The sequence below is a fragment of the Streptomyces ziwulingensis genome (assembly GCF_039542605.1).
Taxonomy (GTDB): domain Bacteria; phylum Actinomycetota; class Actinomycetes; order Streptomycetales; family Streptomycetaceae; genus Streptomyces; species Streptomyces ziwulingensis.
Genome location: NZ_BAABIG010000016.1, coordinates 1 through 17,364, shown reverse-complemented (window position 1 = coordinate 17,364; position 17,364 = coordinate 1). Strand labels below are relative to the sequence as shown.

16 protein-coding genes are annotated in these 17,364 nt (G+C 73.1%); 9 read left to right on the top strand and 7 right to left on the bottom strand.

Annotation, left to right across the window (positions count from 1 at the left end; all coding sequences use genetic code 11):
- The first annotated feature begins 88 nt into the window (after positions 1-88).
- The 4 genes from ABEB00_RS07215 to ABEB00_RS07200 all read left to right on the top strand — a co-directional run bounded on the left by ABEB00_RS07215 (position 89) and on the right by ABEB00_RS07200 (position 3,444).
- Positions 89-1,027, top strand: coding sequence for an AurF N-oxygenase family protein (locus ABEB00_RS07215; RefSeq protein WP_345618126.1), 939 nt, complete (start codon positions 89-91; stop codon positions 1,025-1,027).
- A gap of 40 nt (positions 1,028-1,067) precedes the next feature.
- Positions 1,068-1,721 (top strand): TetR/AcrR family transcriptional regulator, encoded by a 654-nt coding sequence (locus tag ABEB00_RS07210; protein ID WP_345618125.1) that lies wholly within the window; start codon positions 1,068-1,070, stop codon positions 1,719-1,721.
- A 10-nt stretch (positions 1,722-1,731) separates the two neighbouring features.
- A complete protein-coding gene (locus ABEB00_RS07205; protein ID WP_345618124.1) occupies positions 1,732-2,115 on the top strand; it encodes a hypothetical protein in 384 nt (127 codons plus the stop codon).
- A gap of 105 nt (positions 2,116-2,220) precedes the next feature.
- Positions 2,221-3,444: a C40 family peptidase gene (locus ABEB00_RS07200; RefSeq protein WP_345618123.1), complete on the top strand. Its 1,224-nt coding sequence runs from the start codon at positions 2,221-2,223 to the stop codon at positions 3,442-3,444.
- Here the strand turns inward: ABEB00_RS07200 and ABEB00_RS07195 are convergent.
- The 5 genes from ABEB00_RS07195 to ABEB00_RS07175 are packed head-to-tail and all read right to left on the bottom strand — an operon-like array spanning position 3,408 to position 9,231.
- Positions 3,408-4,670, bottom strand: coding sequence for a styrene monooxygenase/indole monooxygenase family protein (locus tag ABEB00_RS07195; RefSeq protein ID WP_345618121.1), 1,263 nt, complete (start codon positions 4,668-4,670; stop codon positions 3,408-3,410). The two genes, ABEB00_RS07200 and ABEB00_RS07195, sit on opposite strands and share 37 nt — an antisense overlap.
- A gap of 14 nt (positions 4,671-4,684) precedes the next feature.
- Positions 4,685-5,344 (bottom strand): GTP-binding protein, encoded by a 660-nt coding sequence (locus ABEB00_RS07190; RefSeq protein ID WP_345618120.1) that lies wholly within the window; start codon positions 5,342-5,344, stop codon positions 4,685-4,687.
- Positions 5,325-5,771 (bottom strand): DUF742 domain-containing protein, encoded by a 447-nt coding sequence (locus tag ABEB00_RS07185; RefSeq protein WP_345618119.1) that lies wholly within the window; start codon positions 5,769-5,771, stop codon positions 5,325-5,327. The genes ABEB00_RS07190 and ABEB00_RS07185 overlap by 20 nt, the downstream gene beginning before the upstream one ends.
- On the bottom strand, positions 5,768-6,271 hold the full coding sequence (locus tag ABEB00_RS07180) for a roadblock/LC7 domain-containing protein (RefSeq protein ID WP_345618118.1): 504 nt from the start codon (positions 6,269-6,271) through the stop codon (positions 5,768-5,770). Before ABEB00_RS07180 ends, ABEB00_RS07185 begins: the two co-directional genes overlap by 4 nt.
- Positions 6,268-9,231: a sensor histidine kinase gene (locus ABEB00_RS07175; RefSeq protein WP_425586453.1), complete on the bottom strand. Its 2,964-nt coding sequence runs from the start codon at positions 9,229-9,231 to the stop codon at positions 6,268-6,270. Before ABEB00_RS07175 ends, ABEB00_RS07180 begins: the two co-directional genes overlap by 4 nt.
- 529 nt (positions 9,232-9,760) lie before the next feature.
- On the opposite strand from ABEB00_RS07175, the gene ABEB00_RS07170 reads away from it, so the two are divergent.
- A complete protein-coding gene (locus tag ABEB00_RS07170) occupies positions 9,761-10,546 on the top strand; it encodes a hypothetical protein (protein ID WP_345618116.1) in 786 nt (261 codons plus the stop codon).
- 132 nt (positions 10,547-10,678) lie between these two features.
- Here ABEB00_RS07170 and ABEB00_RS07165 read toward each other — a convergent pair whose 3' ends face one another.
- Positions 10,679-11,191 (bottom strand): MarR family winged helix-turn-helix transcriptional regulator, encoded by a 513-nt coding sequence (locus ABEB00_RS07165; RefSeq protein WP_425586452.1) that lies wholly within the window; start codon positions 11,189-11,191, stop codon positions 10,679-10,681.
- Between the two features lie 231 nt (positions 11,192-11,422).
- Entirely contained in the window at positions 11,423-13,852 is a 2,430-nt protein-coding gene (lon, locus tag ABEB00_RS07160; RefSeq protein ID WP_345618115.1) for an endopeptidase La, read from the bottom strand.
- A gap of 198 nt (positions 13,853-14,050) precedes the next feature.
- On the opposite strand from lon, the gene ABEB00_RS07155 reads away from it, so the two are divergent.
- The 4 genes from ABEB00_RS07155 to ABEB00_RS07140 all read left to right on the top strand — a co-directional run.
- The gene (locus tag ABEB00_RS07155) at positions 14,051-14,746 is read left to right on the top strand and encodes a spermidine synthase family protein (RefSeq protein WP_345618114.1); all 696 of its coding nucleotides are present in this window, start codon (positions 14,051-14,053) and stop codon (positions 14,744-14,746) included.
- 113 nt (positions 14,747-14,859) lie between these two features.
- Positions 14,860-15,600, top strand: coding sequence for a response regulator transcription factor (locus ABEB00_RS07150; protein ID WP_345618113.1), 741 nt, complete (start codon positions 14,860-14,862; stop codon positions 15,598-15,600).
- Positions 15,597-16,706: a sensor histidine kinase gene (locus ABEB00_RS07145; protein WP_345618112.1), complete on the top strand. Its 1,110-nt coding sequence runs from the start codon at positions 15,597-15,599 to the stop codon at positions 16,704-16,706. The genes ABEB00_RS07150 and ABEB00_RS07145 overlap by 4 nt, the downstream gene beginning before the upstream one ends.
- 280 nt (positions 16,707-16,986) lie before the next feature.
- The coding region (locus ABEB00_RS07140) for a 2-oxoglutarate dehydrogenase E1 subunit family protein (protein ID WP_345618111.1) at positions 16,987-17,364 on the top strand (378 nt) is incomplete at its 3' end.

The following is a 17,364-nucleotide window of genomic DNA, read 5'->3' as shown; positions in this document are numbered from 1 at the left end:
AAGACGAGCGAGTTTGTGTGACCGCGGGTAACCCGGTGGGTGCCCGAGCCGATTCCGCACGCATCCCGTACGACGAGGTGGGACAGCCATGACGACCCTGACGGAAGCCGACGCGCTCGAGGGCCTGCGCGACGCGCTCGGCCTGCTGAAGGACCGGGAGCAGGTGGCCGAACGGCTGCTCGACTCTTCCGCCAAGCACTCGTTCGACCCGGACAAGGAGCTGGACTGGGACGCGCCCTTCGAGGACGGCAAGTGGTTCTGGCCGCCGGAGCTGGTGTCGCTCTACGACACGCCCCTGTGGAAACGGATGAGCGAGGAGCAGCGCATCCTGCTCTCCCAGCACGAGGCCAACGCGCTGGCCTCGCTCGGCATCTGGTTCGAACTGATCCTGATGCAGTTGCTGGTCCGGCACATCTACGACAAGTCCGCGACCAGCGCCCACGTCCGCTACGCGCTGACCGAGATCGAGGACGAGTGCCGGCACTCGAAGATGTTCGCCCGGCTGATATCCCGCGGGGACGCCCCCTGGTACCCGGTGAGCCCGGCCCACCAGCGCCTGGGCCGTCTCTTCAAGACGATCTCGACCACGCCCGGCTCCTTCACCGCCACCCTGCTCGGCGAGGAGGTGCTGGACTGGATGCAGCGGCTGACCTTCCCCGACGAGCGGGTCCAGACGCTGGTCCGGGGCGTCACCCGGATCCACGTCGTGGAGGAGGCGCGCCACGTCCGGTACGCCCGTGAGGAGCTGCGCCGCCAGATGGTGACGGCACCGAAGTGGTCCCAGGAGTTCACCCGGGTCACCTCCGGCGAGTTCGCCCGGGTCTTCTCGGACGCCTTCATCAACCCCGACGTCTACACCAACGTCGGGCTGGACAGGCGCGAGGCGGTCGCCCAGGTCAAGGCCAGCGGCCACCGCGCGGAGATCATGCAGACCGGCGCGAAGCGCCTGACGGACTTCCTGGACGACATCGGCGTCCTGCGCGGAGTGGGCCGGCGGCTGTGGCGCTCGTCGGGGCTTCTCGCCTGAGGGGGTCGCTCGCGGTGGGCCAGCGACTACCCTGCGGGGCATGACCCCGCAGGTTCCCACCCCCGCCTACCGCCGGCTCAGCGTCGAGGAGCGCCGCGGTCAGCTCCTCGACGCGGCGCTCGCCCTCTTCGCGCACCGGTCGCCGGAGGAGGTCTCCCTCGACGACGTGGCGGAGCACGCCGGGGTCTCCCGTCCCCTGGTGTACCGGTACTTCCCCGGCGGCAAGCAGCAGCTCTACGAGGCCGCCCTGCGTTCGGCCGCCGACGAGCTGCGGCTCTGCTTCGACGAGCCGCGCGAGGGCCCGCTGCTGGTCCGGCTCACCCGCGCCCTGGACCGTTACCTCGCCTTCGTGGACGAGCACGACACCGGGTTCAGCGCCCTGCTGCGCGGCGGCAGCGTGGCGGAGACCTCGCGGACCTCGGCCATAGTGGACGGGGTCCGCCGGGCGGCCGCCGAGCACATCATGAACCACCTCGACGTCAACGATCCCGGCCCCCGGCTGCGGATGACGATAAGGATGTGGATCACGGCGGTGGAGGCCTCCTCGCTGATCTGGCTGGACGAGGAGAAGCAGCCCCCGCTGGAGGAGATGCGCGACTGGCTCGTGGAGCAGTTCGTGGCCGTGCTCTCGGTGACCGGGCGGCGCGATCCGCAGACCGGGGCGCTGGTCGAGGCGTTCGCGGCGGATGTCTGACACTGGTGCGGTGAAGAGCGAAGACACCCCCTTCGAGGGCGGCCCCATGGACGGCCGGGTACTGCCCGTGCTGGTGGGGATGACCGGGCACCCGCCGAAGACGTACCGCATCCCGGTGCCCGCCCCGGACGGCGGGCCGCCCACCGTGCTCGTCTACCGCCGCCTGCCCCGCGACCCCCAGCGCACGCTCGGCTTCGCCCGCTGGAAGTACGCCTACGCCCCCGGCGGCGTACCGCGCTCGCGGGCGCGGTGGCCTTGGTCGAAACCGGACCCGAAGCCGGACCCGGACCCGAAGCCGGACCCGGCTCCGCGGGCGGACCCGAGGCCGGGCGGGACGCGGCCCGGCGCGCCAGACGCCACGCCGGGCGGTGAACGGGACGACGCCGACGGGTGACCCGGTTGCGCCGAGGGGCGGACACTCGGCGCGCGCTGCGGCGCCGGACGTGGTGATGCTCGCGGTGCGGAGCGGACCGGCCGCTCCGGTACCGGAGGTGATGGCGTGTCAGGAAGGCTGCTCAGCCTGGTGTGTACGGCGGCGATGACGGCCGGGGTCGCCCTCGCGCCGCTGCCGGCCGCGGCCGAACCCGGGCCCGGGGAAGGGGCCGCCGCGCGCCCGGTGGCCGCGCTGCTGACGGACCTTCAGCGGCTGTACCGGGAGGCGGAGAAGGCCACCGAGGTCTACAACGGCACCGAGGAGAAACTCCGCGCGCAGCGCGACCGGGTGAAACGGCTGGACGCCGAACTGACGCGGGCCCGGCGCTCCCTGCGCGACAGCCGGGACGCCGCGGGCATGCTGGCCCGGCAGCAGTACCAGACCAGCAGCGACCTCTCCCCCTACGTACGCCTGCTGCTCGCCCGCGATCCGCAGCGGGCGCTGGACCAGGGCCGGGTGATCGGACGCGTGGCGCGGGACCGGGCGGAGACGGTGGGCCGGCTGGTCGGCGGCGAGAAGAGGGCGGCCGGGCTGGCCCGCGCCGCGCGCAAGGCGCTGGACGAGCGGCTCGTGCTCACCGAACGCCGCGAGCGGGAACGGGACGTGGTGCGCGAACGGCTCGGGGACGTCGAGGAGATGCTCTCCTCGCTGGACCGCGGGCAGCTCACCGAGCTGGCCGCGTTCGAGCGGGACGGCGTCGCGAAGGCGCAGGAGCGGTTCCTGGCCTCCGGCGCGCTCGGCGCCGGCGCGGGCGCCGCCGGCCCGGCCGACGACGGCAAGGGCGCGGGCGCTCCGGACGAGGCCGGCTGGGGCAGGCCGTCCGCCGGGGGGAACCGCGCGCTGCGGTTCGCGGTGGAGCAGCTCGGCAAGCCCTACGAGTGGGGCGCGGAGGGCCCCGCGTCGTTCGACTGCTCGGGCCTGACCTCGGTCGCCTGGCAGCGGGCCGGGACGCCGATCCCGCGCACCAGCCAGGAGCAGTGGGCCCGCCTGGACCGGATCGAACTGGATGAGCTGCGCCCCGGGGACCTGGTCGTCTACTTCCCCGAGGCCACCCATGTGGCGCTGTACCTGGGCGACGGGAAGGTCGTCCAGGCACCTCGCCCCGGAGCCCGCGTGAAGGTGTCGCCGATCGCCGCCAACCCCGTCCTCGGCGCGGTGCGCCCCGATCCGGCGGGGGAGCCGGTACGGCGGTACGCGCCGCCCAGGCTGCCCGCCGGCGCGGCGGACGGCACGGACCAGGGGTACGCCTCCGGTCAGGCGCCGGCCGCGGCCGAGACCTCGCTCAGGTAGTCCTCGGTCAGTCGCGGCTCGTAGAAGAAGTTCTCGAAGTCCGCCGGGTCGTCGAAGCCGCCGGCGAAACGGTCGGCGACGGGCGGGAGCTGACCGGCGGCACCGATCAGGTTCAGGACGTGCTCGGGGGGCGGGGCCAGCATCGCGTTGGTCCACTTGGTGACGTGCCGGGCGGTCTCCCAGTAGCGGTCGAAGGTGGCCCGCATCCAGTCGCCGTCGAACTCCTTGTCGCCGTGGTCCAGGATCGAGGCGAGGTAGGAGGCGGCGCACTTGGCGGCGGAGTTGGAGCCCTGGCCGGTGATCGGGTCGTTGGCGACGACCACGTCGGCGACGCCGAGCACCAGGCCGCCGCCGGGGAGGCGGCCGACGGGGTGGCGGACGGTCGGGGCGTAGCGTCCCGCGAGGGTGCCGCCGGCGTCGGTCAGTTCGACCCGGGTGGCCCGCGCGTACTCCCAGGGGACGAACCGCTCCATGAGTTCCAGGGTCAGGGAGAGGTGTGCCGCGGGGTCCTTGACGTCCTTGAAGACGTCCAGCGGGCCGCCGGGTATGCCCTCCCAGAACAGGATGTCGGCCCGTCCCGAGGTGGTGAGGGTCGGCATGACGAACAGTTCGCCGACGCCCGGCACCAGGTTGCAGCGGACCGCGTCGAACTCCGGGTGCTCCGGGCGCGGGCCCAGGCCGTGCACATAGGCGACGGCGAGGGCGCGCTGCGGTTCGCTGTACGGGGAGCGCGCGGCGTCCCGGCCGAACATCTGGACCAGTTCGCCCTTGCCGGCCGCGACCAGCACCAGGTCGTAGGTGCGGGAGAAGTAGTCGAGGTCGCCGACGGCGGCGCCGTGGATGACGAGCTGGCCGCCGCGCTGGGCGAAGGCCTCCATCCAGCCGGCCATCTTCACCCGCTGGTCCACCGACTGGGCGTGGCCGTCCAGCCTGCCCACCCAGTCGATGGCGCGCTGGGCGGGGCCCGGGTCGTGCGAGCCGGGGACGGCGACCGAGACGCCGAGACCCTTGATCTTCGGGGCCTGGGACTCCCAGAAGTTCAGCTTCAGGTCCCGCTCGTGCTGGAGGGCGGTGGGGAACATGCACTGCGTCGACATCACCCGGCCGGTGCGGATCTCGTCCGCGGTCCGGTTGGACATCAACGTGACCTCGTAGCCGTGCGACTGGAGGCCGAGGGCGAGCTGGAGACCGGACTGACCGGCTCCGACGACGAGTATCTTCCGCATGCGGGGGTGGTCTCCTACTCGGGTGTTTCGTCCAGCGCGTGGCCCACGAGGGCGAGGAGGGTCTCGATGGCCGAGATCCGGCGGCGCGCATCCATGATCATTACAGGTATGTGCCGCGGGATCGTCAGCGCCTCCCGTACGTCGTCCGGGTCGAAGCGCTCGCTGCCGTCGAAGTGGTTCACCGCCACGACGTACGGCAGGCCGCAGCTCTCGAAGTAGTCCAGCGCGGGGAAGCAGTCCCGCAGCCGGCGGGTGTCGGCGAGGACGACGGCGCCGATCGCGCCGCGCACCAGGTCGTCCCACATGAACCAGAACCGCTGCTGGCCCGGCGTGCCGAACAGGTAGAGCACCAGGTCGTCGTCGAGCGTGATGCGGCCGAAGTCCATGGCCACGGTGGTGGTGACCTTCTCCGGGGTGGCGGTGAGGTCGTCGGTCTCCTCGCTCGCCTCGGTCATCAGCGCCTCGGTCTGCAGCGGCGTGATCTCCGAGACGGCGGTGACCAGCGTGGTCTTGCCGACGCCGAATCCGCCCGCCACCACGATCTTCGTGGCGACGGGGGCCCGGCCCCGGTCCGTCTGCCAGGGCGGCGCGGACTCGTCGGGATCGACGACGAGCGGGGAGACGCCGAAGGCGGCGGCGTCGGAGACGGCGGAGTCAGAGACGGCGGAGTCCACTCAGCACCCTTTCCAGCAGTGCGCGGTCCGGACGGCCCGTGCCGTGGCCGGTCCCGGTACCGTAAACACGGATCTTTCCCTGGTCCGCGAGGTCGCTGAGGAGGACGCGGACCACGCCGAGCGGCATCTTCAGCAGCGCGGCGATCTCGGCCACCGTACGCATGCGGCGGCAGAGTTCGACGATGGCCCGCAGCTCCGGCAGCAGGCGGGCGGGCGACGCACCTGTCAGCTCCTTGCGCTCCTCACCGGCTCCGAGCGCGGCGGCGGCGGCGGTCCCGGCGGGGGCGGTGGCGGTGGCGGCCACCAGCGTCTCGACCAGCAGGACGTGCCCGAAGCGGGTACGGCCGCCGGTGAGCGAGTACGGGCGGACGCGGGCGGCCCTGCGGTCGGCGCCGCGGACCGGGAGGTGGTTCCTGGGGCTGCTCATCGGGTGCTTCCCGTCGACTCGGACTCCAGGGACTGCCGCAGCTCGCTGCGGAGTTCGGGCGTCAGCACGTGCCCGGCCCGGCCCACGAAGAGCGCCATGTGGTACGCCATGACGCTCATGTCGCAGTCGGCGGAGCCGTGCACGCCGAGCAGCGAACCGTCGCTGATCGACATCACGAACAGGCTGCCCTCGTCCATCGCGACCATCGTGTGCTTCACGGGGCCGCAGTCCATCAGCTTCGAGGCGCCGACGGTCAGGCTGCCGATGCCGGAGACGATGGTGGCGAGGTCGGCGGCGGAGCCGCGCGGACCGGTGCGCGGCGTGTCCTGGGCGCGGCGGGCGGCGTCGTTGCTCCCCGGGTCGGAGGAGAGCAGCAGCAGGCCGTCGGAGGAGACCACCGCGACGGAGAGGATGCCGGGCACCTCCTCGACGAGGTTGGTGAGCAGCCAGTGCAGGTTGCGGGCTTCCCTGCTCAGTCCGAAGGTACTGGGCGCGGTCAACTGCTTGCCTCCTCGACAGTGCCCCCCGTGGTTTCTTCGGTGCTGCCGGGCGCGTCGGGCGCCCGGTGCGATGCGGTCCGGTCGGCGATCTCCGCCTCCACTTCGCGCCGCCCGGCCTCCGCGCCCCGGTGGAATCCGCCCAGCCGGCGGCGGAGCGCCTCGGCGTCCACGGAGCCCGCGCGCGGGCCGGGCGCGGCGGCCGGCGTACTGATCCTGGGGGTCCGCTTGGGCAGACCCTTCTCGGTGACGCGGTCCTCCGGTTCGTCTTCGTCGGGGGCGCGGTCGTGGGCGGGTTCGGCCTCGGGCGCGGGTGTGGGTGCGGCCTCGGGGGCGGGTGCGGCCTCGGGGGTCGGCTGCTTCGCCGGTGCCGGCTCGGGGGCGGGGGTGGGCTCGGGAACGGAGGCGGGCTCGGGAACCGGCTCGGTCGCGGGCGCCGGGATGAGCAGCTCCATCGTGGTCTCGGAGAGGGTCTCCGGGGCCGACGGGGTTTGATCGGCGGGACCGGCCTGGTCGGTCGATGCCGTCGACGTGGTCGGGCCGGCCGGTGCCGTTGCTTCGGCCGGTTCCCCGGCTTCGGCCGGTTCCGCGGCTTCGGCGGCTTCCGCGGCTTCGGCGGGGTGCTGGTCCCCCGTCTCCGACCTTCGTACCGCCTCCTCCGCGAGGGAGACCAAGGGGTCCTCGTCGTCCGAGCGGCCGTGCAGCACGTCGGAGTCGGCCTTGGCGTCGGCCTTGACGTCGGCCTTGACGTCGGCCTCGGCGTCAGTCTCGGCCTCGGCGCCCGGCAGGGAGGCGTGTGCCGTGTCGTCGGCCGTCGGGGTCGCGGCCGGGGCGACGGCGGGCGAGGCGTCCGCGAGCAGCGTCTGCGGCAGCACCACGACGGCGGCGACACCCCCCTGCTTCTGCTCGCGCAGCCGCACGCGGGCGCCGTGCCGGTGGGCGAGGCGGGCCACCACGTACAGGCCGAGCCCGAGGCTGTCCTCGCCCTCCTGCTCGTAGGGGGCCTCGGCGTCGAAGTCGGTGAGGCGGGCGTTGAGCCGCCGCAGCCGGTCCTCCGTCATGCCGATGCCCTCGTCCTGGACGGAGAGCATCAGCTCGCCGTTCTCCAGGAGCCAGCCGGAGACCTCGACGGGCAGCTCCGGCGGGGAGAACGAGGTGGCGTTCTCCATGAGTTCGGCGAGCAGGTGGGAGACGTCGTCCGCGGCGAACCCGGCGAGGTGCGCGTGCGGCGGCAGCGCGGCGATCCGGACCCGCTCGTAGCGCTCGATCTCGCTGACGGCGGCGCGGACCACGTCGACCAGCGGCACCGGGTGGGCGCTGTGCTGGACGTGCTCGGTGCCGGCCAGCACCAGCAGGTTCTCGCTGTAGCGGCGCATGACGGTGGCGAAGTGGTCGAGCTTGAAGAGGGTGGCCAGCCGGTCGGGGTCCTGCTCCCGTTCCTCCAGCGACTCGATGACGCCGAGCTGCCGCTCGACCAGGCCGAGGGTGCGCAGCGCGAGGCTGACGAAGGTCCCGCCGATGCTCTGGCGCAACCGCTCCAGGTGGGCGGCGGACTCGGCGACCTCGGCGCGCAGTTCCTCGCGGGCGTCGGCCATCTTCTGCCGCTGGCCGACCAGGTGCTTGCGGTCGGACTCCAGCGTGGTGACGCGTTCGGCGAGGGTCACGGCGTGCGCGTGCAGGGCGTTGACCGACCTGACCGCCTTGGCGAACTCGTCGTTGCGGCCGGTGAAGGCGATGGGCTCCTCGGCGGCCGGGTTCTCGGCGTCGGCGAGCCGGGCGGCGCCGCGGCGCAGCGCCGACAGGGGCCGGGTGAGGCCGCGGGCCATGCCGGTGGCGACGCCCACGGCGAACAGCATCAGGGCGCCGAGCACGGCGATCCGGATCTCCAGCGCGGTGACGTCGTCGTCCCGCAGCAGCGCGAGGTCCTTGGTGCGCCGGTCGTAGAGGGCGGACTCGGCGCCGCGCATGGCGTCGACGCGGGCGGAGAGCGCCGCCGCCAGCTCGGTGACACCGGTGCCGAGGTCGTCGTCGGAGAGCGTGGCCTGGTCGGTGAGGGCGGCCAGGTACTTCTCGGCGGAGTTCACCTCGGGACCGGTGACCGTGGCGTCGTAACGCTCCCGGGACTTCTCCGGGGCGCCGTCGCGGAAGTCGGCGAGGGCCGCGTCGGAGCGGACCCGGGCCTGCTGGGCGGCGGCGGCCAGCGCGTCGCGCTGCTCGGCGTCGGCGTCCGAGGTGGTGCTGGTCTCGGTCGGCAGGCCGGTGACCGGGTCGATGACGGTACTGGTCCCGCTCGGCACGCTCAGGGCGGCGAGCAGCAGACCCCGGGCGGCGGCGGCCTGCTGCACGGCGGAGTCCAGCTCGGCCAGCGCCCAGGCACCGGAGCCCGCGCGGGGCGGCGTCCGCTCGGCCAGCTCCGCGGCGAGCCCGTGCAGTTCGGTGATGGCGGTGGAGTACGCCTCGTGCGCTTCGAGCGCGGTGCTCTTGCCGGTGAGCGCCGAGCGTCGCAGGGCGCCGACGGCGTCGAGGTCCGCACGCAGGGCGGCCGGGGTGTCGGGGTCGGCGCGCAACTCCTCGACCTGCCGGTCGACCCGGGCGCCGCGCTGCTCGGAGGGCGCCTTCGACCTGGGGCGCCCGGCGGCGATGTAGGGGGTGACCTCGTCGCGTTCGTCGGCCAGGGAGTGGGCGAGGGTGAGCGCGTCCTGGGTCCGCTCGGCGCGGGTCACCAGTTCCTGGGAGTCGCTGAGTTGTCCCATCGCGGCGACGACCGAGGGCACTCCGGCGCCGGCGATCGCGGCGGCGACCACGGCGACGGCCACGATCAGCCGGTTGCGTACGTGGGTGGGACGGCCCTTGCCGACGGGGGCGCCCGGGGCGGAGGTCTTGGAGGCCGGCTCGGCGCCCCCCGCGGGGGACGTCTGCTTGCCTGTGCGACGAGGCCGCGTCTTCTGCACCGGTGCTCGCATTCCTGACTCGTGTACCCGTGGGATGGGCTCGTGTACCCGTGGGATGGGCTCGTGTACCCGTGGGCCGGGACCGTCCACCCGTGGACGGACTCCTGTGCCCGTGGGCCGGATTCTGGTATCCGTGGGCCGGATTCCCCGAATCCGTGGAGCCGGGGTGGCGCTCCGTCAGCCGGCCGTCGGACGCATCGGCCCCCGAGCTTTCCACCATGCTCGTGAGCGGGCAGGACCCCCACCGGCCCCCGACCCTTCCAGCGCCCGTGGGCACGGCGCGTGCTTCCCCTGGCCCGCCACCCGAAGGAGTGAACCCCGGCGGGGAGTTGGCGGGCAAGTCCCCGCGCCGGGGACGACCCGCCCGCGCGGAGCGCCGGTTGGACGTCTGCGGCGGGGCGGTGGCAGGATGTGCCGCCGCGCCTTCCCGGAGCACGGTAATCCCGCCCAAAACAGGCGTCTGACCTGCATGGCAGTGCTGAAATCAGGCCCTGTGCCGCCGCTTTGCGACGGCGGTGGGGGGCTCGTGCAGACTGGCCGGATGCGTACCGAACTCGTCTCGCTGCCGAGCACGCGCGAACACCCCAACGAGGACTTCGCGAGCGTCGGTCTCCCGGCTTCCGGACCGGGTGGCGCGGTCGTCGTGCTGGACGGGGTCACGCCGCCGCGGGACGGAGCGGGTTGTCTGCATTCCGTCCCCTGGTTCACCGCGCGCCTCGGGGGAGCGCTGACCGAACTGACCGTTTCCCTCCCGGATGTCCCGCTCGTGGACGTGCTGTCCCGCGCCCTCGCGCGCACCGCCGCCGCGCACGCCACGACCTGTGACCTTTCTCACCCCCGGACGCCGCAGACCACGGTGGTCCTGGCCCGCTGGTCACCGGAGACGGTCGAGTACCTGGTGCTGTCGGACTCCGTCCTGCTGACCGAGGCGCCGGACGGCACGGTGACGGCCCGCCGCGACGACCGGCTCGACCGCATCCCCCGCTCGGCGCTGGCCTCGCACGCGGTGGTCGACGCGGAGCTGCGCAACAAGGAGGGCGGCTTCTTCACGGCGGCGGCCGATCCGGCGGTGGCGGCGCGCGCGGTGACGGGCACCCTGCCGAGGGCCGAGGTGCGGGCCCTGGCCGCGCTCACGGACGGGGCGGGCAGGTGGGTGGAGACGTTCGGGCAGGGCGACTGGACGGCCTGCTTCCGGCTGCTCCGCGAACGGGGCGCGCGGGCCCTGGTGGACCGGGTGCGGGAACTGGAGCGCGCCGACGCGGACCGGGTGCACCTGGGGCGCGCCAAGCGGCACGACGACGCGACGGTGGTCTACGCGGAGCTGTAGCCGGCCGCCCGCTGCTGCCGGTGCGCCGGCACTCCCAGCACTTCCGGTACTTCTACTACTTCCAGAACTTCCGGTACTCCCACTACCTCCAGCACTCCTCCTACTCCCAGCGTCCTCCTACTTCCAGTACTTCTACTTCTCCATGCCGCGGTTCAGTTCGTGCAGCAGGCGGGCCAGTTCCGCGACTTCGCGCGGGTTCCAGTCGGCGAGCCGGCCGGCGTAGCGGGCGCGGCGGGCCTGGCGGACCCGGCGGACCCGGTCCTGGCCCTCCGCGGTGAGGGTGACCAGCCAGGCCCGGCCGTCGTGCGGGTCGGGCTCGCGGGCGATGAGGCCGAGTTCCTCCAGGGCGCGCAACTGGCGGGACATCGTCGCCTTGCCGACGCCGATGTAGGCGGCGAGTTCGGTGGCCCGCTGCCCGCCGCACTCCCCCAGCCGCACGAGGAGTCCGTACGCGGCGGACTCCAGGTCCGGGTGGACCTCCCGGGCCATCTCCGTCTGGTTGGCGCGGGCCCGGCGCAGCAGCATGGTCAGCTCGCGTTCGAGGGCCAGGAACTCGGGCTGGTCCATGCCGCCGGCCGGCCGGTCCCCGGCGGGGGCGCCCCCAGGTTCGACTCTCGGTCCACCGTCGTTCCCGTTCTCGTGCACGTCAGCCCCTGCCTCGGTGTTACCGGTTCTTTCCCGGAATCTCGCCCGGGTTCTTTCCCGCGTCACTGCCCGGTTCTGGAAGTTTCCGCCGGCCGCCGCCATCGCCGCAGCTCGGCAAGTATTTCGCAGGCTGGGGCCGGCGACGGCCTCCGGGCCCGCTTCCCGCGCGACGACGCGAAGGCCCGGGCCTCCCGCACGGGACCCGGGCCTTCGCTCGTCCGAGCGCCTCCGTCACGCGGCGACCGGAACCTCCGGCGCGACCGCGCTGGTGGCCGGCGCGAGCGCGAGGTCCAGGACCTGGCGGACGTCGGTGACGGCGTGGACGTCGAGCTTGTCCAGCACCTCCGCCGGGACGTCGTCCAGGTCGGCCTCGTTGCGCTTGGGCACGATCACCGTGGTGATGCCCGCCCGGTGCGCCGCCAGCAGCTTCTGCTTCAGCCCGCCGATCGGCAGTACCCGGCCGGTCAGCGAGACCTCACCGGTCATCGCCACGTCCGTACGGACCGGCCGGCCGGACAGGAGCGAGGCGAGCGCCGTCGTCATCGTGATGCCGGCGCTCGGGCCGTCCTTGGGGACCGCGCCCGCCGGGAAGTGGATGTGCACGCCCCGGTCCTTCAGGTCGGCCACCGGCAGCTCCAGTTCGGCGCCGCGGCTGCGCAGGAAGCTCAGCGCGATCTGCGCCGACTCCTTCATCACGTCACCGAGCTGCCCGGTCAGGGTCAGGCCCGCCGCGCCCGTCTCCGGGTCGGCCAGCGACGCCTCGACGTAGAGCACGTCGCCGCCCGCGCCGGTGACCGCGAGGCCGGTGGCCACGCCCGGCACCGAGGTGCGCCGCTCGGCCGGGTCCTGGGCGGACTCGGGCACGTGGTGCGGCCGTCCGATCAGGGCGCGCAGATCGTCCCGGGTGATGGTGAACGGCAGGTCCCGCTCGCCCAGTTCGTGCTGGGCCGCGACCTTGCGCAGCAGCCGGGCGATGGACCGCTCCAGGGTGCGTACGCCCGCCTCACGGGTGTACTCCCCGGCCAGCGAGCGCAGCGCGCTCTCGTCGACCGTCACCTCGTCGGCGTCCAGACCGGCCCGCTCCAGTTGGCGGGTCAGCAGGTGGTCCCGGGCGATGACGACCTTCTCGTCCTCGGTGTAGCCGTCGAGGCGGACCAGCTCCATGCGGTCGAGCAGTGCCTCCGGGATGGCCTCCAGGACGTTGGCGGTGGCGAGGAAGACCACGTCGGAGAGGTCCAGCTCGACCTCCAGGTAGTGGTCGCGGAAGGTGTGGTTCTGGGCGGGGTCGAGGACTTCGAGGAGGGCGGCCGCCGGGTCGCCGCGGAAGTCGGAGCCGACCTTGTCGATCTCGTCGAGCAGGACGACCGGGTTCATCGAACCGGCCTCCTTGACCGCCCGCACGATCCGGCCGGGCAGCGCGCCGACGTAGGTACGGCGGTGGCCGCGGATCTCGGCCTCGTCGCGGACGCCGCCGAGGGCGACGCGGACGAACTCGCGGCCCATGGCGTGGGCGACCGACTCCCCCAGCGAGGTCTTGCCGACGCCGGGCGGGCCGACCAGGGCGAGGACCGCGCCGCCGCGGCGCCCGCCGACGACGCCCAGGCCGCGGTCGCCGCGGCGCTTGCGCACCGCCAGGTACTCGGTGATCCGCTCCTTCACGTCGTCCAGGCCCGCGTGCTCGGCGTCGAGGACGGCGCGGGCGCCCTGGATGTCGTAGGCGTCCTCGGTACGGACGTTCCACGGCAGGTCGAGGACGGTGTCGAGCCAGGTGCGGATCCAGGAGCCCTCGGGCGAGGCGTCGCTGGAGCGTTCCAGCTTGTCGACCTCCTTGAGGGCGGCCTCGCGGACCTTCTCGGGCAGGTCGGCGGCCTCGACGCGGGCGCGGTAGTCGTCGGACTCCTCGACGCTGTCCTTGCCGTCGCCGCCCAGGTCGCGCAGCTCCTTGCGGACGGCTTCGAGCTGGCGGCGGAGCAGGAACTCGCGCTGCTGCTTGTCGACGCCCTCCTGGACATCCTTGGCGATGGTCTCGGCGACGTCCTGCTCGGCGAGGTGGTCGCGGAGCTGCTTGGCGGCGAGCTTCAGCCGGGCCACCGGGTCGGCGGTCTCCAGCAGCTCGACCTTCTGGCCGGTGGTCAGGAACGGCGAGTAGCCGGAGTTGTCGGCGAGCGCGGAGACGTCGTCGATGGCCTGGACGCGGTCCACGACCTGCCAGGCGCCGCGCTTGCGCAGCCAGGCGGTGGCGAGCGCCTTGTACTCCTTGACCAGTTCGGTGACGTGGCCGGGCAGCGGCTCGGGGACGTCCTCCTGGACGCGGGTGCCCTCGACCCACAGCGCCGCGCCCGGTCCGGTGGTGCCGGCGCCGATCCGGACGCGGGCCAGGCCCCGGATGAGGGCGCCGGGGTCGCCGTCGGCCAGCCGGCCGACCTGCTCGACGGTGCCGAGCACGCCGGTGGCGGCGTAGGTGCCGTCGACGCGCGGGACCAGCAGTACCCGGGGCTTGCCGGGTTCCGAGCGGACGGCGGCCTGCGCGGCCTCCACCGCGGCCCGGACCTCGGAGTCGCTCAGGTCCAGGGGGACCACCATGCCCGGCAGGACGACCTCGTCGTCGAGCGGCAGCACGGGCAGGGCAAGCGAGGTGAACGCTGTGGACTCAGCAGCCATGATCTCCCCTTCGGCAATCAAGTTGAGTTATACCGACTCAATGCCTGGGGGGCGGCGATTGTTCCCCACCGGGTGTTCGCTCTGGGCGATCACGGTCCGGGCCGACCTGGCCGACCGCTCCCCGCCCCGTTTCCACAGCCGTCCCGGCGCGCGCGAAATTCCGCTGCGGGACCCCGGGTCCGGTGCCAGGATGACGGGATGCCCGTGGCCTACGAAGCTCCCGAAGTCCTGGACCGGCGCGAGGGCCCGTACGGCGAGGTGGTGCTGCGCCGGCACGGCGGGCTGCTGCAGATCATCGCCAACGGCTGCTTCCTGATGGACACGTCCGACGGCCGCTCGGAGCGCCGGCTGGTCGACGCGGCGCTCGCCGCCCTCGCGCGCCCCCTCCCCCGCGGGCGCCCGGTCGCCCCGCGGGTGCTGATCGGCGGGCTGGGCGTCGGCTTCTCCCTGGCGCACGCGGCGGCGGACCGCCGCTGGGGCGGCATCACGGTGGTCGAGCGCGAGCCCGCCGTGATCGACTGGCACCGCGACGGGCCGCTGTCCGCACTGACCCGCGCGGCGCTGGCCGATCCGCGCACCGAGGTCGTCGAAGCGGACCTCACCGAATTCGTCAATGAGACATCCGACACGTTCGACGCCCTCTGCCTCGACATCGACAACGGTCCCGGCTGGACCGTCACCGAGGGCAACGGCAGCCTCTACGGAGCGGCCGGACTGGCGGACTGCGCACGGGTGTTGCGCCCCGGCGGGGTGCTCGCCGTATGGTCCGCACAACCCTCGCCGGTTTTCGAAGAAACCTTGCGTAATGCCGGGTTCCAGCAGGTGCGTACCGAAGAGATCCCCGTTGCCCGGGGCGTTCCGGACGTCGTGCACCTCTGCGTCCGGCCTGGATAGCAAAGGCGTGGTGACTCCCCGTACGCTGCTGGTCTGACGCGGATCATTCAAGCGTCGATCGCAGCCATGGGATCACCCCACGGATTCCGGAAAGCACACCTCAGGGGCGGGCGATGGAGCAGACACAGACATCCCACAACGGCAGTGCGACGGCCACTCAGGGCGCACAGCGCCGGGTGCTGGTGGTCGAGGACGACCAGACGATCGTGGACGCCATCGCGACCCGCCTGCGCGCCGAGGGCTTCCTGGTGCAGACCGCGGGCGACGGACCGGCCGCCGTCGACACCGCCGAGGCCTGGCAGCCCGACCTGCTGATCCTCGACATCATGCTGCCGGGCTTCGACGGCCTGGAGGTCTGCCGCCGGGTGCAGGCCCAGCGGCCGGTGCCGGTGCTGATGCTCACCGCGCGCGACGACGAGACGGACATGCTGGTCGGCCTAGGCGTCGGCGCCGACGACTACATGACCAAGCCGTTCTCGATGCGGGAGCTGGCCGCGCGGGTGCACGTCCTGCTGCGGCGGGTGGAGCGCGCCGTGGTGGCCGCCTCGACGCCGCGCAGCGGCATCCTGCGCCTGGGCGAACTGGAGATCGACCACGCGCAGCGCCGGGTGCGGGTGCGCAGCGAGGACGTCCACCTCACCCCCACCGAGTTCGACCTGCTGGTCTGCCTGGCGAACACCCCGCGCGCGGTGCTCTCCCGCGAGCAGTTGCTCGCCGAGGTCTGGGACTGGGCGGACGCCTCCGGCACCCGGACCGTCGACAGCCACATCAAGGCGCTGCGCCGGAAGATCGGCGCGGAGCGCATCCGCACCGTCCACGGCGTGGGCTACGCCCTGGAGACACCGACGCCATGAGCGCGGAGCGGGAAGCCGCACGGAGGAGCCCCGGGAATCCCTGGGGCGGCGTCCGCCCGTTCTCGATCAAGACCAAGCTGGGTGCGCTGGTCGTCACGTCGGTCCTGATCACCACCGGACTGTCGGTGATCGCCGTGCACACCAAGACGGAGCTGCGCTTCATCACGGTCTTCTCGATGATCGCCACGCTGCTCATCACCCAGTTCGTGGCGCACTCGCTGACCGCGCCGCTGGACGAGATGAACGCCGTCGCCCGGTCCATCTCGCACGGCGACTACACCCGCCGGGTGCGCGAGAACCGCCGCGACGAGCTGGGGGACCTGGCCCAGACGATCAACCACATGGCCGACGACCTGGAGGCCCAGGAGAGCCAGCGCAAGGAGCTGGTGGCGAACGTCTCGCACGAGCTGCGCACGCCCATCGCGGGGCTGCGCGCGGTGCTGGAGAACATCGTCGACGGCGTCACCGAGGCCGATCCGGAGACCATGCGCACGGCCCTGAGCCAGACCGAGCGGCTCGGCCGGCTGGTGGAGACGCTGCTGGACCTCTCCCGCCTGGACAACGGCGTCGTGCCGCTGCGCAAGCGGCGCTTCGAGGTGTGGCCGTACCTGTCCGGAGTGCTGAAGGAGGCCAACATGGTCGCCACCGCCCGCGCGGGCATCGCCTCCGGCTCGGGCAGCCACACCCGCAAGGACGTCCACCTGGCGCTCGACGTCTTCCCGTCCGACCTGGCCGCGCACGCCGACCCCGAGCGCATCCACCAGGTGGTCGCCAACCTCATCGACAACGCGGTCAAGCACAGCCCGCCGCACGGCCGGGTGACGGTCCGGGCGCGGCCGGGGGCGGGGCCCGACTCCCTGGACCTGGAGGTCCTCGACGAGGGCCCCGGCATCCCGAGGTCCGAGTGGCACCGGGTGTTCGAACGGTTCAACCGGGGTGCGGTCACCCGGCCGCACGGTCCGGGCAGCGACGGCGGCACCGGACTCGGGCTGGCGATCGCGCGCTGGGCGGTGGATCTGCACGGCGGCCGGATCGGTGTGGCCGAATCCGAGCGGGGGTGCCGGATTCTTATCACTCTTCCAGGCTCTCCCTCCTCGCCGAGTTGACGTAGGGTGCGAACGGAGCCACAAGATCCACGGGTATTCGCGCAGGCGGACACGTGTGATCGGGCAGCGGCCCGCGCCCTCGGGGCGCCGAGGCCCCCTCACGCCTTCCCTCCCGACGCGGAACCACGCTTGTTTCCCGCCATTTCGAGCCGCGAAACACGCTCTACGATGTGACTTACACGACGATGGACCGGCCCGGCCTGACCTTCTCGCTCCGGGAGGCGTAGCCTTTATTCCCGCTGTCCATCACCTTGTGAAGCGGAAGAGGGCGGTTACCGCCGTGTCGCCACAGTCCCCCAGTAACTCGAGCATCTCGACCGACACCGACCAAGCGGGGAAGAACCCCGCCGCCGCGTTCGGTGCCAACGAGTGGCTCGTAGACGAGATCTATCAGCAGTACCTCCAGGACCCGAATTCGGTCGACCGAGCCTGGTGGGACTTCTTCACCGACTACAAGCCGGGGGCGGCCGCCGCCCAGGCCGCGTCGGGTACCGCGGCCGCGGGGGCCGCGGAGACCACCGCGGCCCGCCCCGCCCCGGCGCCACAGGCCCAGGCCCCACAGGCCCAGGCCCAGACCTCACCGGCCCGGACCCCCCAGGCCCAGGCTCCGGCTCAGCAGGCCCCGGCCCCGGCCCAGCAGGCCCCGGCCGCCCCCGCG